This is a genomic window from Stenotrophomonas sp. YJH_SMC_25 (assembly GCF_059369595.1).
Genome location: NZ_JCAFSV010000002.1, coordinates 324,505 through 340,927, shown reverse-complemented (window position 1 = coordinate 340,927; position 16,423 = coordinate 324,505). Strand labels below are relative to the sequence as shown.

General features: G+C 65.2%; 11 protein-coding genes. 5 read left to right on the top strand and 6 right to left on the bottom strand.

The window, feature by feature from the left end; translation table 11 throughout:
* Positions 1-54: 54 nt before the first annotated feature.
* Positions 55-825: a rhomboid family intramembrane serine protease gene (locus AC5P7E_RS04520; RefSeq protein ID WP_059033054.1), complete on the top strand. Its 771-nt coding sequence runs from the start codon at positions 55-57 to the stop codon at positions 823-825.
* A gap of 112 nt (positions 826-937) precedes the next feature.
* On the opposite strand, the gene AC5P7E_RS04515 is transcribed toward AC5P7E_RS04520, so the two are convergent.
* The 6 genes from AC5P7E_RS04515 to rpmH all read right to left on the bottom strand — a co-directional run bounded on the left by AC5P7E_RS04515 (position 938) and on the right by rpmH (position 8,757).
* On the bottom strand, positions 938-2,053 hold the full coding sequence (locus AC5P7E_RS04515) for a glycerophosphodiester phosphodiesterase (RefSeq protein ID WP_005411724.1): 1,116 nt from the start codon (positions 2,051-2,053) through the stop codon (positions 938-940).
* A 159-nt stretch (positions 2,054-2,212) separates the two neighbouring features.
* A complete protein-coding gene (mnmE, locus tag AC5P7E_RS04510) occupies positions 2,213-3,562 on the bottom strand; it encodes a tRNA uridine-5-carboxymethylaminomethyl(34) synthesis GTPase MnmE (RefSeq protein WP_114618740.1) in 1,350 nt (449 codons plus the stop codon).
* Between the two features lie 3 nt (positions 3,563-3,565).
* Positions 3,566-6,238, bottom strand: coding sequence for a polysaccharide deacetylase family protein (locus tag AC5P7E_RS04505; protein WP_114618739.1), 2,673 nt, complete (start codon positions 6,236-6,238; stop codon positions 3,566-3,568).
* Between the two features lie 163 nt (positions 6,239-6,401).
* Positions 6,402-8,117, bottom strand: a complete 1,716-nt coding sequence (gene yidC, locus AC5P7E_RS04500) for a membrane protein insertase YidC (protein ID WP_012481686.1) — start codon at positions 8,115-8,117, stop codon at positions 6,402-6,404.
* On the bottom strand, positions 8,117-8,611 hold the full coding sequence (gene rnpA / locus AC5P7E_RS04495) for a ribonuclease P protein component (RefSeq protein ID WP_005411728.1): 495 nt from the start codon (positions 8,609-8,611) through the stop codon (positions 8,117-8,119). The genes yidC and rnpA overlap by 1 nt, the downstream gene beginning before the upstream one ends.
* 5 nt (positions 8,612-8,616) lie before the next feature.
* The gene (rpmH, locus tag AC5P7E_RS04490; RefSeq protein ID WP_005411729.1) at positions 8,617-8,757 is read right to left on the bottom strand and encodes a 50S ribosomal protein L34; all 141 of its coding nucleotides are present in this window, start codon (positions 8,755-8,757) and stop codon (positions 8,617-8,619) included.
* Positions 8,758-9,013: 256 nt separating this feature from the next.
* Here rpmH and dnaA point away from each other — a divergent pair, with 256 nt between their 5' ends.
* From dnaA to gyrB, 4 genes are all read left to right on the top strand, one after another.
* Positions 9,014-10,345: a chromosomal replication initiator protein DnaA gene (gene dnaA / locus AC5P7E_RS04485; RefSeq protein ID WP_005411730.1), complete on the top strand. Its 1,332-nt coding sequence runs from the start codon at positions 9,014-9,016 to the stop codon at positions 10,343-10,345.
* 275 nt (positions 10,346-10,620) lie between these two features.
* Entirely contained in the window at positions 10,621-11,721 is a 1,101-nt protein-coding gene (dnaN, locus tag AC5P7E_RS04480) for a DNA polymerase III subunit beta (protein WP_005411731.1), read from the top strand.
* Positions 11,722-12,716: 995 nt separating this feature from the next.
* Positions 12,717-13,811: a DNA replication/repair protein RecF gene (recF, locus tag AC5P7E_RS04475; protein WP_062606450.1), complete on the top strand. Its 1,095-nt coding sequence runs from the start codon at positions 12,717-12,719 to the stop codon at positions 13,809-13,811.
* A gap of 112 nt (positions 13,812-13,923) precedes the next feature.
* A complete protein-coding gene (gene gyrB / locus AC5P7E_RS04470) occupies positions 13,924-16,383 on the top strand; it encodes a DNA topoisomerase (ATP-hydrolyzing) subunit B (protein WP_005411733.1) in 2,460 nt (819 codons plus the stop codon).
* Positions 16,384-16,423: the final 40 nt, after the last annotated feature.

Here is a 16,423-nt window from a genome sequence, read left to right as displayed (position 1 = left end):
ACTCTCCCGTTGCGGTGGCCTTGGTTTCGCGCCAGTCACCGCCATTGCTGAGGTATGGACAACAACGCGCCCCTGCCCGCCGGCGACGTACCGGCCCCCCGCAATGACCGCTCGCGCATCCTGCGGGCGTTCAATGTCAGCCTGGCCGCCGTGCTGGTGCTGGTGGCCGTGTTCGCCCTGCAGGGCACCTTCGACTGGCGGCCCTGGGCGGTCGCGCCGCTGGAAGCCAAGGGCCTGCTTGGCCTGATCGGCGGCCCGATGCTGCATGCCTCGGTCGAGCACATCGCCGCCAACAGCATCGCGATCCTGATCCTGGGCACGCTGGCCGGCAGCGTCTACCCGAAAGCCACCGTGCGCGCCCTGCCCCTGCTGTGGCTGGGCTCGGGCATCGGTGCGTGGATGCTGGGCAATCCGGGCAGCGTGCACCTGGGCGCCAGCGGCGTCACCCATGGCCTGATGTTCCTGCTGGCCAGCCTGGGCCTGCTGCGCCGCGACCGTGCAGCGATTGCCACCGGCCTGATCGGCATGCTGTTCTACGGCGGCATGCTGATGACCATCCTGCCGCACGCCGACGGCGTGTCCTGGCAGTCGCACATGGGCGGCGCCTTCGCCGGCATCATCGCCGCGCTGCTGTTCCGCAACGCCGACCCGCTGCCGCCGCGCCCGCGCTACAGCTGGGAAGACGAAGAAGACGAGGCCGAACCGCTGGCCGACGACGAGCTGGAACCGCCGTCACCGCAGCGCGTGCCGGTGCTGTGGCAGCCGCGCGAAGGTCAGGACTACGTGGTGATCCCGTTCCGCCGGCCAGACGAGCCGCGCGGCTGAAAATGCCCCGGTAGTGCCGGCCGCTGGCCGGCACCCTCATGAACCGGTAGTGGCCGACCTTGGTCGGCGCGGTTGTAGTGTGCCAACCAAGGTTGGCACCTACCAGAGTCCGTCAGTTCGCCGCATTCCCCGCCGCGCCCATGCCATCCACCGCCTGCCGGCCCAGTGCCGGGTCATCGGTGAAGAAGGCATCGATGCCGGTGGCCAGATAGGCACGCATCTCGGCAATCGAACCCTCGGCATTGCGCGCGTTGTCGGCGCCCTTGCGCAGGTTGCTGGCCTGGAAGTGGTTCTCCGGACGGAAGGTGTACGGAATCACCATCAGGCCCACTGCATGTGCGTCCTGTACCAGCGTGGTCGGAGTGCTCAGCGCGCCCTTGGCATCCAGCGGAATGATCGAGCGCAGTTCCGGGCCGATGCTGTCGGCGTAGCTGGCGATGTCCTTCAGTCCTGCCGGCGTCATCATCTGCGCGTAGGTCAGCTTGCCACCGGCCTTGGCGATGTCGGCCGGCTGGGTGTCGCCCTTCCACAGCAGTTGCAGCAGGCGGATGTTGCTGCCGCGCGGGATCTTGCCGCGCAGGTAGCGCAGGTTGGCGGTCTCGAACGACTGGATGGTGACCGGGCCGACGTTGGTATAGGCATTGCCACGCAGCGCGGTCAGGAGCTTGTCTTCCATCGGCAGGCCGATCGACTGGAAGTAGGTCGGGTGCTTGATCTCCGGCACCAGGCCGATGCCACGGTTGGCACGCCCGGCCTGCTGGACAAGGAATGCGAGGATCTCGTCCAGGCTGGCGATGCGGAACTGGCCGTCATAGGCGGTGCTGCGCAGTTCCGGCAGGCGCTCGCGCGCGTACAGGGTCTTCAGCTCGGCCAGGGTGAAGTCTTCGGTGAACCAGCCGTCCACCTTCTGCCCGTCGATGACCTTGCTGGTGCGGCGGCTGGCGAATTCGGGATGCGAGGCCACATCAGTGGTGCCGCTGATCTCGTTCTCGTGGCGGGCCACCATCACTCCGTCCCTGGTCATCACCAGGTCCGGCTCGATGTAGTCGGCGCCATCGGCGATCGCCTGCGCATAGGCGGCCAGGGTGTGCTCGGGCAGCAACGCGCTCGCCCCGCGATGGCCATAGACCGACACCTTGTGCGCGGCCGGGGTGGAGGATTCAGCACTCATGGCCACCGATGGTGCCACGGCCAGCGACAACAGCAACGCACAACCCCACGACTTCACTGCGACTTCCCCAAGCGGTATGTGATGGGCGTCAGTATGCGGCGGCAATGTGACAGGTGGGGGACCTGGGGTCGGATCCCCGCAGGGGCTCCGACTCCGTAGCGATCCCGAGAAGCTCGTTCGGCTGGGTTGCCGGCCAGCGGCCGGCACTACCAAGGCTTACTTGCCGATGCAGAAGCTGGAGAAGATCCTGCCCAGCAGGTCATCGGCACTCATCTGCCCGGTGATCTCGCCCAGCGCGTCATGCGCCAGCCGCAGTTCCTCGGCGGCCAGCTCCAGGTGCTCGTGCGCCAGCTCGCCGTCGGCGCGCTGCGCGTGCTCCTGCGCGCGTTCAATCGCATCCACATGCCGCGTGCGCGCGGAGAACTCGCCGTCCACCTGCTCCCCTGCCCCGGCCGAAGCGATCGAACGCAGACGCGCATGCAGATCGTCGAGCCCGGCGCCGGTGGAGGCCGAAACGAACACGCGGTCCGGATCGTCCAGCGACGGCAACGCCTCCAGCAGGTCCGACTTGTTGTGGATGTAGACCTTGTGCGGCACCGCCGCCACGGCCTCGCCCAGCGCCGCTTCGCCAGCCGCCGGATCGCGCGCATCCAGCACGATCAGCGCCAGATCGGTGCGCTCGATTTCCACGTGGGCGCGGCGCATGCCTTCGCGTTCGATGGCGTCACCCCCGTCGCGCAGGCCGGCGGTGTCGACCAGGGTCAGCTCCAGGCCGTCCAGGCGAATGGTTTCGCGCAGGGTGTCGCGGGTGGTACCGGCGATGTCGGTGACGATGGCGCGTTCGCTGCCGGCCAGCGCGTTGAGCAGTGAACTCTTGCCGGCGTTCGGCGGACCGATCAGCACCGCGTGCAGGCCATCGCGCAGGCGACGGCCGCGTTCGGCATCGCGGCGCAGCAGGGCCAGATCGCTGCGCGCCTGTTCCAGCCCACGCCGCACCTGCGCGCCACCGAGCGTATCCAGCGGTTCGTCGGCGAAGTCGATGGCTGCTTCCACGTGGATGCGCAACAGCACCAACTGCTCGAACACGGCGTCGATGCGCCGCGAGAACACACCATCCAGCGAACGTCGCGCGGCGCGTGCGGCGCGGTTGTCGCCGGCCGCGATCAGGTCGGCGATGGCCTCGGCCTGGGCCAGGTCGAGCTTGCCGTTGAGGAACGCGCGTTCGCTGAACTCACCCGGCCGCGCCTGGCGCGCACCGAGCGCAATGCAGCGCGCGACCAGTTGCTGCAGCAGTACCGGGCTGCCGTGCCCCTGCAGTTCCACCACCTCTTCGCCTGTGAAGCTGTTCGGCGCCGGGAACCACAGCACGATGCCATCGTCGATGACGTCGCCATCGGCGTCGCGCAGGCGCGCATAGTGTGCATGGCGCGGGCGCAGTGCAGGCGCACCCAGCGCGCGGGCGATCGCCGCAGCGCGCGAACCGGACAGGCGCAGAAGGCCGACACCGCCAGCGCCCGGAGCGCTGGCGATGGCCACGATGGTGTCGGTACGGATCGCGTCGTTCATGGTTCAGAGTTTCTCCAGCTGCGCGCGTGCCTGCGCGGCACCACTGCCCTGCGGCTGCAGCGCCAGGTAGGTCGTGTAGGCCTGCTTCGCCTTGGCCTTGTCGCCGGCGTTGAAGTAGGCATCGCCCAGGTTGAGATAGGCCACCGCACGCGACGGATCGATCTTCAGCGTGTTCTCCAGCCAGCGTGCGGCTTCAGCGTAGCGCTGCTGACGGTAGTAGACGAAGCCGAGGTTGTTGGCGGCCTGGGCAAAGTCCGGACGCAGCTTCAGCGCTTCGGTGAACTGCGCGGCTGCCTCGTCGTACTGCTTCTCGCGGTACAGCTGCAGGCCACGGTCGTTGGCCTGCTGCGCGCGCTGGCGGTCGGACGCCGGTCCGGCGGAGGGCACTACCAGCTTGGCCTTGCCGCCCTGCAGGTCAGCCACCGTCACCGGTGCCTGGCTGCCCTTGGCCTCGCTGGCGGCCTCCACCTTGTTGTTCAGCGCGATCGCATCGGCGGTCAGCTGGCGCGTATCGGCATTGAGGAATTCCTGGCTGTCCGGCACCTGGAACACGAACTCGCCGCCCTGCGAACCGGGCAGGCTGCCGAAGGCCGGGGTCTGGTGCGAGACCGCCGATACGGCCGGCGCCACGTAGGCGGCCAGCTCGGTACCGGTGATCAGGCCGTCGCCGTTGAGGTCACCCTTGCCGGCCAGCGCCTGCAGCAGCACCCAGGTGAACACCGAGTGGCCGTTGGGGCCGGCATCGGCCACCTGCTGGTCGGCACCACCGGCGGTCAGCATCTGCCGCGCGCTGCGACGCGCGTTCTCGCGCAGGAACGACGACGACGACGGGCCGCCACGGGTCAGGCCCAGGCCGCTGTAGCAGGCATCCATCACGAACATCACATGCTTGGCCTGCATGCTTTCGGCGATGTTCTGGATGTCGGTCATCGCAATCGCGTCGGTGGCGAACTCCTTCGGATCCGAATCGACCGGGATGATGTAGCCGAGGTCGCGCCCGGAGGCGAGCTGGCGGGTCGCGCCATGGCCAGCGAAAAATACGAACACGCGGTCGTTCTTCCCGGTGCGATCGTCAGCCAGGCGGTCGTGGAAGGCCGCGAGGATGTTGTTGCGCGTGGCCTGCTCGTTCTTCAGCACGATCACCTGCGAGGACGGGAAGCCGAACTGCCCGGTCAGGGTATCGGCCACCGCCTGCGCATCATGGCTGGCGTATTCCAGCTTCGGCCACTTGGCGTAGTTGTCGATGCCGACCACGATCGCCCACGACTTCTCGTAGCCGGTGGTGACGGTGGCGGCAGCGGCATCACCCTTGCGCGCACGGGCCACGGTGAAGTCGCGGCCGTTCCAGCCGGCAAACTGGTAACCCTCGGCGATCAGCCGGTCGAGGATCTGCGGCAGCGCCTTCACTGCGCGATCGTGGATGTCATGGAACAGGATGATGCCGCGCTGCTCCTTGTTCACCTGGTCGAGTACGCGCTGCACGATCGATTCCGGCACCGGGTCGGCCCAGTCCATCGAGTCGATGTTCCACATGATCGACTTCAGCCCGGCTTCGTTGAGCAGCTGCAGGCCTTCGGCATTGCGTGCGCCATAGGGGAAGCGGAACAGCGGCGCGCGCTTGCTGTCGACATCCTTCAGCAGCGTGTCGGTGTCCAGCACCTGCTGGCGCAGCGCGTCACCGGTGGTCCGCGACAGCTGGGCGTGGGTCAGGCTGTGATTGCCGACCGCATAGCCCTCTTCCATCAGGTTGCGGCTGATCTTCGCCATCGGGCCGAGGCTGACCTTGCCGTCGGCCTCGACCTTGCCCAGGTTGCGGCCCACTTCGAAGAACACGCCCGGCACGTCGTAGCGCTTGAGGATGGCCACCACTTCATCGGTGTAGGCCTTGTGCGGGCCATCGTCGAAGGTGAGCACAACGGTCTTGGCCGGCAGGTCGCGGCCGAAGATCTCGCGGTCGCTGTCCTTCATCGACATCGGGTACGGCTCGATCACGCCATAGTCGCGCAGGATCGCTTCGCGGCTGTAGTCCTTGTGCAGGTGGGCGATGTAGTCGTCCCACTTCTCACGCTTCAGTTCGATGGCGCGGGTGCGCTCGAAACGGCTGAAGATGCGGGTCAGTTCCTGGTTGTAGTTGCGCTCGATCTCATCAAGCGCCTCCAGGTCCTCACCGATGCGCTGGTGCAGCTTCACCGCCGGCAGCGACGAATCGGTGCCGACCCGTTCATGCAGGTCACGCAGCACTTCGCGGAAGGCCAGGCGGTCGGCGTCGAACAGTTCCGGCGCCGACTCGATGTAGTCCAGCACGGTGCCGAGGGTGGCGAAGCGCTGCGGACTGGAGCCGCGCAGCAGCGTGTCGAACTGCGCGGCGATGGCCGTGCGCTGTTCCAGGCCATCGTGGAACAGCTGCTGGCCCACGCGCGTGGAGGTACCGCGGTCGGCAGCCGACTGCTGTTCCTCGTCGGACAGCAGCACGATGATGCGGCGGTAGCCGTCGAGCTGCTTCTGCAGCGCGGCCAGCAACGGTGCAGCGGCGGGATCGGCGGCGGCCGCGGCCTGCGCGCTGGGCTGGGTGACCGTGGTCGCCGGCGCCTTCGCGTCCTTGTCGCCACAGCCGGCAACGACCAGGGTCAACAACAGCGACGGCAGGAACAGGCGGAACGACGACGCACGCTGCATGGTGGACTCGAAGGTGGGAGGAACGGTGTGCCGGCGATTCTAACGCCGCATGCGAAAAGCCCGCCTTGCGGCGGGCTTCTCATCGACCGGGGCGGTAGTAGAGTCGAGTGTTAGTCGACTGCTCTACTGCCAGTCGACTAACAGTCGACTCTACAGGTCGGGATTACTTCTTTTTGACCGGGGCCGGCGCGGTGGTGGCCGGGACCGGCTCGCCGCCATGGCGCTTGGTCATCCACCACTGCTGCAGCAGGCCCAGGCCGCCGTTGACCACCCAGTACAGGACCAGGCCGGACGGCATGAAGGCCATCATGACACCGAACACCAGCGGCATGAACTGCATCATCTTCTGCTGCATCGGGTCCATGCCCGGTGCCGGGGTCAGCTTCTGGGTGAACCACATCACTGCCACGTTGATGACCGGCAGGATGAAGTACGGGTCGCGTGCGGTCAGGTCCTGGATCCAGCCGAACCAGGGCGCCTGGCGCAGTTCGACCGATTCCACCAGCACCCAGTACAGGGCGAAGAAGATCGGCATCTGGATGAGGATCGGCAGGCAGCCCCCCATCGGATTGATCTTTTCCTTCTTGTACAGCTCCATCATCGCGGTCTGGAACTTCTGGCGGTCATCGCCATAGCGTTCCTTCAGCTGCGCGATGCGCGGCTGGAAACGACGCATCTTGGCGCCGCTCTTGTACTGGGTTGCCGACAGCGGGTACAGCACCAGCTTCAGCAGCACCACCAGGCCGACGATCGCCCAGCCCCAGTTGCCGACCAGCTTGTGCACCTGGTTCAGCACCCAGAACAGGCCCTGGCCGATCACCGCCATCATCGAGAAGCGGCTGTAGTCGACCACGCGGTCCAGGCCCGGCACGTCTTCCTTGGCGATCAGGTTGACCAGCTTCGGGCCGACCCACAGGCGGGCTTCGGTGCTGGTGGACTGGCCCGGGGCCACGGTGAAGGCCGGGCCACGCGCTTCGATCAGGTCACGACCGGCCACCTGCGACAGCACGTAGTGTGCGGTCTGGTCCTTCTGCGGGATCCAGGCGGTGAAGAAGTGGTGCTGCAGCATTGCCAGCCAGCCGCCGGTGATGTTCTGGTTCAGCGTGCCGTCTTCCAGGTAGTCCTTGAACGCACGACGCTGGTACTTCTTGTCGTTGTCGTACCAGGTGGCACCGTTGAAGCTGAAGGAATCGGGGTTGGTCATGCTCCGCGACAGGATGGTCGGGGTGCGGTCCAGGGTGCGGTAGACGTAGCCGTTCCACGGCGCGGCGCCAGCGTTGCTGACTTCGTCCTTGAAGCGCACGGCGTACTCGTTGCGCGAGACGGTCAGGGTGCGCTTGATGGTCACGCCGTTGTCGGCGGTCCACACGAACGGGATCTGCAGCTCGTTCTGGCCCTTGGCCAGCACGAAGTCCTTGGTGTCACCCACCAGCTTGAAGCCGTCGGCGCCGGGGACCGGGGTGTTCCTGTCTTCGCTGGCCCAGCCACTGATCGCGCTGTACGGGTGCGCGGGGTCTTCGGTCAGCAGGCGGACCGGCGGGCTGCCTTCGTCCTTGGTCTGCGGGAACTGCAGCAGCTCGGCGTCGAGCACGCGGCCGCCGTCGAGCACCAGGCGCAGCACGTCGGTGGTGACGGTCACGCGCTGGCTGGCCGGGGTAGCGCTGGCCTGGGCCTGTGCGGCGGCCTGGCCGGGGGCGCCCGGCACCTGGGCGCTGGGGATGGCGCCGGGGTTCGCGCCCGGAACACTCTGTGCGGCGGCCGGGGCCGACGTGGTGGTTGGTGCCGGGGTCGGAGCAGCCTTTTCACGGCTCCACTCCATCCACAGCAGCACGGCCACCATCAGCCAGGCAAAAATGAGGAATACGCGGGTCTGGTTCATCAGCGGACAGGCTCGGCGGGGCCGGGACGCGATGCCGGCTCGGTCAAAGAAGGAGTTGCGATGCCATCAGGCGGCGGCATTGTGCCGTCCACGCCCGGCGTGGGCAATGCACGCAGGCGACGCAGCAGGCGCAGGAAGGCCTGGCGGATCTCGTCGTTGCTGGCGGAACGCGCAGCACTACGAGCCACGACGACAAAGTCGCCTGGCTGGATGTCGGTACGTGTCTGACGCAGGATGTCGCGCAGGACGCGCTTGATCCGGTTACGCCCGACGGCGTTCGGATCAACCTTGCGGGAAACCGCCAGACCCAGCCTGGCCGGCCGGTCAGCCGGCAGCCAGTGCAGGGTCATCAGCGGATCGGACACACGGCGGGCGCCGTTGAAGACCGTTGAGTATTCGGCACGCGTGCGAACCCGCGCAGAGCGAGGGAATCGCTTGCGCGGGTCTGCAGTATTCACTGTCGAAGGGATTGCGTCTGCCGCGGGGTGCGGCATGGCAATCAGGCGCTCAGGACTTTGCGGCCCTTGGCGCGGCGACGCGACAGGATCTTGCGGCCGTCAGCGGTCTTCATACGGGCACGGAAGCCGTGGTCGCGCTTACGCTTGAGGTTGCTGGGCTGGTAGGTGCGCTTCGTGGCCATTGGGGGCCTCTCGTATGAATGGGACGGAAAGAACCGGAAATTCTAGAGAGGTACCCTGCCCCAAGTCAACCCCTGGCAGCTACGCGAATTCACCGGGCTGTGCAATAGCTGTGGATGTTTTTGTGAATAAGTAGGGGACAAGCATTCCGAAGGCGGGCGCTCGGTGGTAGTCTGAGCCATCCATTTCCCCCCCTTTCAGGCCTGTGTTTGGGCGCCTTGTCGCGTCCATGCCCCGGCCACCGGACGATTATTGCTGATGGATGCTTGGTCCCGTAGTCTCGAGCGCCTCGAAGCGGAGTTCCCGCCGGAAGACGTTCATACCTGGCTGAAGCCACTGCAGGCCGATCTGCGCGTGGACAGCCTGGTGCTGTATGCACCGAATGCCTTCATTGTCGACCAGGTCCGCGAGCTGTACCTGGCCCGGATCCGCGAACTGCTGGCGCACTTCGCCGGTTTCAGCGACGTTTTTCTTGAAATCGGCTCGCGCCCGCGCCCTGTGGAGGCGCAGAACGCGCCGGTTTCCACGCCGTCGGCGCATGTGTCCAGCGAACCGCAGGTGCCGTTCGCCGGCAACCTGGACAACCACTACACGTTCGCCAACTTCGTCGAAGGCCGCAGCAACCAGCTGGGCCTGGCCGCCGCCTTCCAGGCGGCGCAGAAGCCGGGCGACCGCGCGCACAACCCGCTGCTGCTGTACGGGGGCACCGGCCTGGGCAAGACCCACCTGATGTTCGCCGCCGGCAACGCCATGCGCCAGGCCAATCCGGGCGCGAAGGTGCTGTACCTGCGTTCGGAACAGTTCTTCAGCGCGATGATCCGGGCCCTGCAGGAAAAGACCATGGATCAGTTCAAGCGCCAGTTCCAGCAGGTGGACGCGCTGCTGATCGATGACATCCAGTTCTTCGCCGGCAAGGACCGCACCCAGGAAGAGTTCTTCCACACCTTCAACGCGTTGTTCGATGGCAAGCAGCAGATCATCCTGACCTGCGACCGCTATCCGCGCGAAGTCGAGGGCCTGGAAGCGCGCCTGAAGTCGCGGCTTGCCTGGGGCCTGTCGGTCGCGATCGAACCGCCGGACTTCGAGACCCGCGCCGCGATCGTGCTGGCCAAGGCACGCGAACGCGGTGCCGAGATTCCCGATGATGTTGCGTTCCTGATCGCCAAGAAGATGCGCTCCAACGTGCGCGACCTCGAAGGCGCGCTCAATACCCTGACCGCCCGCGCCAATTTCACCGGCCGCGCGATCACCACCGAATTCGCCCAGGAAACCCTGCGCGACCTGCTGCGCGCCCAGCAGCAGGCGATCAGCATTCCCAACATCCAGAAAACCGTTGCCGACTACTACGGCCTGCAGATCAAGGATCTGCTGTCGAAGCGTCGGACCCGCTCGCTGGCACGCCCGCGCCAGGTCGCCATGGCCCTGACCAAGGAACTGACCGAGCACAGCCTGCCCGAGATCGGCGATGCCTTTGCCGGTCGCGATCACACCACGGTGCTGCATGCCTGCCGCCAGATCCGGACCCTGATGGAAACCGACGGCAAGCTCCGCGAGGACTGGGACAAGCTGATCCGGAAGTTGAGCGAATGATGCACGGATGCCGATGAGGCGTCATCGCACAAAACGGTGCAGAATCCGGTAGCAAGCGCGGGACACGTTGTGGATAAAAATGGCGTTTGAGATCGCGTCGGTTTTATCCACAGCTTTCCCCACCCCCTGGGGGTCGGTAATACAGAGGGTTTCGATGCCTGAAATCCTTTTATTTACAAGGACTTAGCGTTGTTTTCCAGCGATTCTGTCTCTACCAGCACCACCAAGCTTTTGATTTATTCCACATTTTTTAAAGCATAGGGGCACGGAACCACATGCGTTTCACACTGCAGCGCGAAGCCTTTCTCAAGCCGTTGGCACAGGTCGTCAACGTGGTCGAACGCCGCCAGACCCTTCCGGTTCTGGCCAATTTCCTGGTCCAGGTGCAGAACGGCCAGCTGTCGCTGACCGGTACCGACCTGGAAGTGGAGATGGTGTCGCGGATCGCGGTTGAAGATGCCCAGGACGGCGAAACCACCATTCCCGCCCGCAAGCTGTTCGAGATCATCCGCGCCCTGCCCGACGGCAGCCGGATTACCGTCTCGCAGACCGGTGACAAGATCACCGTGCAGGCCGGCCGCAGCCGCTTCACCCTGGCCACCCTGCCCTCCAACGACTTCCCGTCGGTGGACGAAGTGGAAGCCACCGAGCGCGTGGCCATCGGCGAAGCAACCCTGAAGGAACTGATCGAGCGCACTGCGTTCGCGATGGCCCAGCAGGACGTGCGCTACTACCTCAATGGCCTGCTGTTCGACCTGCGCGGCGATGCGCTGCGCACGGTCGCCACCGACGGCCATCGCCTGGCCCTGTGTGAAACCGATCTGGCCAAGCCCAGCGGTTCCAAGCGCCAGATCATCGTGCCGCGCAAGGGCGTGACCGAACTGCAGCGCCTGCTGGAGAGCGGCGATCGCGAGATCGAACTGGAAGTCGGCCGCAGCCACGTGCGCGTCAAGCGCGACGATGTCACCTTCACCTCGAAGCTGATCGACGGTCGTTTCCCGGATTACGAAGCGGTGATTCCGATCGGTGCCGACCGCGAAGTGAAGGTTGATCGTGAAGCACTGCGTGCCTCGCTGCAGCGCGCCGCGATCTTGTCCAACGAGAAGTACCGCGGCATCCGCGTGGAAGTCTCGCCGGGCAACCTGAAGATCAGCGCGCACAACCCGGAACAGGAAGAAGCCCAGGAAGAGATCGAAGCCGACACCACGGTCAGTGATCTGGCCATTGGCTTCAACGTGAACTACCTGCTGGACGCCCTCTCCGCGCTGCGCGATGAGGAGGTCATCATCCAGCTGCGCGATTCCAACTCTTCTGCGCTGGTTCGTGAATCCAGCAGCGAGAAGTCGCGTCACGTGGTGATGCCGCTGCGTCTCTGACAGCAGCCTGTTCCACGTGGAACCGAAGGACGCCCGGGATCTCCCCGGGCGTTTTTTTTTGCAGGTTCCACGTGGAGCATCGGGGATCGCGGAATCTCCAGGTCTGGGCGAATGTCTTGCTCGAGATTGCTGCTTGCCGATTGTTCTTGGTTGCCCCTCCGATGCAATCGGCCCTGCGCGTTAGGAATCCAGGTTGCTGACCTGGGCGCTGCCCAGCCAACTTCGGTCGAGTACGCAGTTCCGGGTCTTCAGCCTGATTGAGGGTGACCCGATCTGGTCGGATGGATGAAGCGGATCGCATCCGCTATCGCAGTGGTTGCTTCATCTGCAGACGTCACTGTCCACAGGGTTGGTTGGGGCCGGATCAGAGCTGGCCTAGCTTCTAAATCTGGGTATAAATCTAAAGCATGGTGGTGATGGTGGGCCCAGATTTCGTGGAAAAATGCATTATCCAATTGATTTTCAAGAGATTTATGCAGCTGAAACCCCCTGTATAGAGGCCCCTCAGGCTGGGGGGGAACCTGTGGATAGTTTGGCAGATCGGGCAAAAGGGCTTTTTTATCCACAGTTTGCCCATACCTTGTGTATAAGTCATACAGACCCGCTGTGGACAGCGTGAAACGAACGGGCTGAATTCTTTGAAATCTGTGGAACCCTCCACGGCATCGCATCGTAGATTTCAAGAAATCCGCGCGGTGTTCGCGCAACCCACCGTCGAGGGCACCTGGCGATGCTCGCGGAATGAGGCTGAAATCGCTGAAATCTGAAGGCCTGTACCCTGCGCCGCCGCTCAGAATTCAAGGATTCCCGGGCATATCCAGACCCAGGCGAGCCCAGACGAGGGAGCGCCACCACGTGGAACACGCGTAGGGTTGCCAGGCGGAGGCTTCAGCACAGTGGCGATGTCTGGCGCGCCACGGCTGGCTTGACCGATGCAGTAAGCTGATGGATTCCCTGCCCCACTACCGCCTCGTGCGGATGGTCTTTCGCGCCCCATGCTTATCCGCCGCCTCGCCCTGCACCAACTGCGTCGCTTCAGTGCGGTGGACCTGTCGCCCCAGCCTGGATTGAACCTGCTGACCGGCGACAACGGTGCCGGCAAGACCAGCGTGCTCGAAGCCCTGCACCTGATGGCCTACGGGCGCAGCTTCCGTGGCCGAGTGCGTGACGGTCTGGTGCGCCAGGGCCAGGAAGCGTTGGAGATCTTCGTGGAATGGGACGAACAGCGTGGCGATCACCCGCCGCACCGCCGAAAGGCCGGGCTGCGCCACAGTGGCCAGGACTGGAAGGGGCGATTGGACGGTGAAGACGTCGCGCAGCTGGGCAATCTCTGCGCAGCGCTGGCCGTGGTGACGTTCGAGCCGGGGAGCCATGCACTGGTCAGTGGGGGTGGCGAACCCCGCCGGCGTTTCCTCGATTGGGGCTTGTTCCACGTGGAACCGGATTTTCTCTCCCTGTGGCGCCGCTATTCCCGGGCGCTGAAGCAGCGCAATGCTCTGCTCAAGCAGGGCGGGCCGTCGCGGATGCTCGATACCTGGGATCACGAGCTGGCCGAGGCCGGGGAACCGCTGACCAGCCGCCGTCAGCACTACCTGGAGCGTCTGCAGCAGCGCACGGTGGCCTTGGCCGCCAGCCTGGCTCCGCAACTCGGCATCCAGGGTCTGGAACTGAGCCCCGGTTGGCGGCGGCATGAGCTTCCCTTGGCCGATGCCCTGCTTCTGGCCCGCGAACGTGACCGGCAGGCCGGCTATACCTCGGTCGGCCCACACCGGGCAGACTGGAGTGTGGATTTCCACAGCATTCCGGGCCGTGATGCGTTGTCCCGTGGTCAGGCCAAGCTGACGGCATTGGCCTGCCTGCTGGCGCAGGCCGAGGACTATGCGGAACAGCGCGGCGAATGGCCGGTGATCGCGCTGGACGATCTGGCCTCGGAGCTGGATCGCACCCATCAGGCGCGGGTGCTGGAGCGCCTGCTCAATGGGCCGGCACAGATCTTCATCACCGCTACCGAAACCCCGGCGGCGCTGCTGGACCTGACCCACATCGCCCGGTTCCACGTGGAACATGCACAGATCGTGGCTGTGCCATAGTGGGCACACCAGGGCCGCTCGACCCCGGCTGGTATAATTCGGGTTGGAATCCTTTCATTCTCGGCACATCGCTCCAAGCGGTGGCCGACCTGCGGAGCCTACGGCAAGCGCAATGAGCGACGAACAGAACACCCCGGCAAACAACGGCAATTACGACGCCAACAGCATTACCGCCCTGGAAGGCCTGGAGGCTGTCCGCAAGCGTCCCGGCATGTACATCGGTGACGTGCATGACGGCACCGGTCTGCACCACATGGTGTTCGAGGTCGTCGACAACTCGATCGACGAAGCGCTGGCCGGCCACGCCGACCACGTTGCGGTGACGATCCACGCCGACGGTTCGGTCTCGGTGTCCGACAACGGCCGTGGTATCCCGACTGGCAAGCACGAGCAGATGAGTGCCAAGCTCGGTCGCGAAGTGTCTGCAGCCGAAGTCGTCATGACCGTCCTGCACGCAGGCGGCAAGTTCGACGACAACAGCTACAAGGTTTCGGGCGGCCTGCACGGCGTCGGCGTCAGCGTGGTCAACGCGCTGTCGCAGAAGCTGCTGGTGGACGTGTTCCAGAACGGCTTCCACTACCAGCAGGAATTCAGCAACGGCGCCGCAGTGACCGCGCTGGCCAAGCTGGAAACCACCACCAAGCGCGGCACTACCGTGCGCTTCTGGCCGTCCACCGTCGCCTTCCACGACAACGTGGAGTTCCACTACGACATCCTGGCCCGCCGCCTGCGCGAACTGTCGTTCCTGAACTCCGGCGTCAAGATCGTCCTTGCCGACGAACGTGGCGACGGCCGTCGCGATGACTTCCACTACGAGGGTGGCATCCGCAGCTTCGTGGAGCATCTGGCCCAGCTGAAGACGCCGCTGCACCCGAACGTCATTTCAGTCACCGGCGAGCACAACGGCATCGTCGTGGATGTGGCGCTGCAGTGGACCGACTCCTATCAGGAGACGATGTACTGCTTCACCAACAACATTCCGCAGAAGGACGGCGGTACCCACCTGGCCGGTTTCCGCGGTGCGCTGACCCGTGTGCTCAACAACTACATCGAGCAGAACGGCATCGCCAAGCAGGCCAAGATCAACCTGACCGGCGACGACATGCGAGAAGGCATGATCGCGGTGCTGTCGGTGAAGGTGCCGGACCCGAGCTTCTCCAGCCAGACCAAGGAAAAGCTGGTCAGCTCCGACGTGCGTCCGGCGGTGGAAAACGCCTTCGGTGCGCGCCTGGAAGAGTTCCTGCAGGAGAACCCGAACGAAGCCAAGGCGATCGCCGGCAAGATCGTCGACGCCGCGCGCGCACGTGAAGCGGCGCGAAAGGCCCGCGACCTGACCCGCCGCAAGGGCGCGCTGGATATCGCCGGCCTGCCGGGCAAGCTGGCCGACTGCCAGGAAAAGGATCCGGCGCTGTCCGAACTGTTCATCGTCGAGGGTGACTCGGCAGGTGGCTCGGCCAAGCAGGGCCGCAACCGCAAGAACCAGGCGGTGCTGCCGCTGCGCGGCAAGATCCTCAACGTGGAACGCGCGCGCTTCGACCGCATGCTGTCCTCCGACCAGGTCGGCACGCTGATCACCGCGCTGGGCACCGGCATCGGCCGAGACGAGTACAACCCGGACAAGCTGCGTTACCACAAGATCATCATCATGACCGACGCCGACGTCGACGGCGCCCACATCCGCACCCTGCTGCTGACGTTCTTCTACCGTCAGATGCCGGAGCTGATCGAGCGCGGTTACGTCTACATCGGCCTGCCGCCGTTGTACAAGATCAAGCAGGGCAAGCAGGAGCTGTACCTGAAGGACGACCCGGCGCTGGACAGCTACCTGGCCAGCAGCGCGGTGGAAAACGCTGCGCTGGTGCCGGCCACCGGCGAGCCCGGCATCGAAGGCCTTGCGCTGGAAAAGCTGCTGCTGGCCTACGCGGCCGCGCTGGATTCGATCGAGCGCAACGCACATCGCTACGACCGCAACCTGCTTGAAGCGCTGGTCGATTTCGTGCCGATGGACCTGGAAAGCCTGCGCGCTGCCGGCGAAGGCGAGGGCCTGGATGCACTGGCCAAGCGCCTCAACCAGGGCAGCCTGGGCAGCCCGCGTTTCACGCTGGAGCTGCAGGAAGCCAACGACGAGCGCCCGGCCGCTGTGCTGGTGACCCGTCGCCACATGGGCGAACAGCACATCCAGGTGCTGCCGATGTCGGCCTTCGAAAGCGGCGAACTGCGCGCGATCCACCAGGCATCGAAGCTGCTGCACGGTCTGGTCCGCGAAGGCGCGACCATTTCCCGCGGTGCCAAGTCGATCGAAGTCGACAGCTTTGCCAAGGCACAGAACTGGCTGCTCGAGGAGGCCAAGCGCGGCCGCCAGATCCAGCGATTCAAGGGTCTGGGTGAAATGAATCCGGAGCAGCTGTGGGACACCACGGTGAACCCGGAAACCCGCCGACTGCTGCAGGTGCGTATCGAGGACGCTGTCGCAGCCGACCAGATCTTCAGCACCCTGATGGGCGATGTCGTCGAACCGCGTCGCGATTTCATCGAAGACAACGCGCTGAAGGTCGCAAACCTGGATATCTGACACAATCGGGACACGGCCGGCGCGCGGGGAGGCGCGCCGG

Bases quoted from the DNA above. Each gene is read 5' to 3' on its own strand.
- AC5P7E_RS04520 (WP_059033054.1), top strand. From the start codon at position 55: ATGGACAACAACGCGCCCCTGCCCGCCGGCGACGTACCGGCCCCCCGC.
- mnmE (WP_114618740.1), bottom strand. From the start codon at position 3,562: ATGAACGACGCGATCCGTACCGACACCATCGTGGCCATCGCCAGCGCT.
- AC5P7E_RS04505 (WP_114618739.1), bottom strand. From the start codon at position 6,238: ATGCAGCGTGCGTCGTCGTTCCGCCTGTTCCTGCCGTCGCTGTTGTTG.
- yidC (WP_012481686.1), bottom strand. From the start codon at position 8,117: ATGAACCAGACCCGCGTATTCCTCATTTTTGCCTGGCTGATGGTGGCC.
- rnpA (WP_005411728.1), bottom strand. From the start codon at position 8,611: ATGCCGCACCCCGCGGCAGACGCAATCCCTTCGACAGTGAATACTGCA.
- rpmH (WP_005411729.1), bottom strand. From the start codon at position 8,757: ATGGCCACGAAGCGCACCTACCAGCCCAGCAACCTCAAGCGTAAGCGC.
- dnaA (WP_005411730.1), top strand. From the start codon at position 9,014: ATGGATGCTTGGTCCCGTAGTCTCGAGCGCCTCGAAGCGGAGTTCCCG.
- dnaN (WP_005411731.1), top strand. From the start codon at position 10,621: ATGCGTTTCACACTGCAGCGCGAAGCCTTTCTCAAGCCGTTGGCACAG.
- recF (WP_062606450.1), top strand. From the start codon at position 12,717: ATGCTTATCCGCCGCCTCGCCCTGCACCAACTGCGTCGCTTCAGTGCG.
- gyrB (WP_005411733.1), top strand. From the start codon at position 13,924: ATGAGCGACGAACAGAACACCCCGGCAAACAACGGCAATTACGACGCC.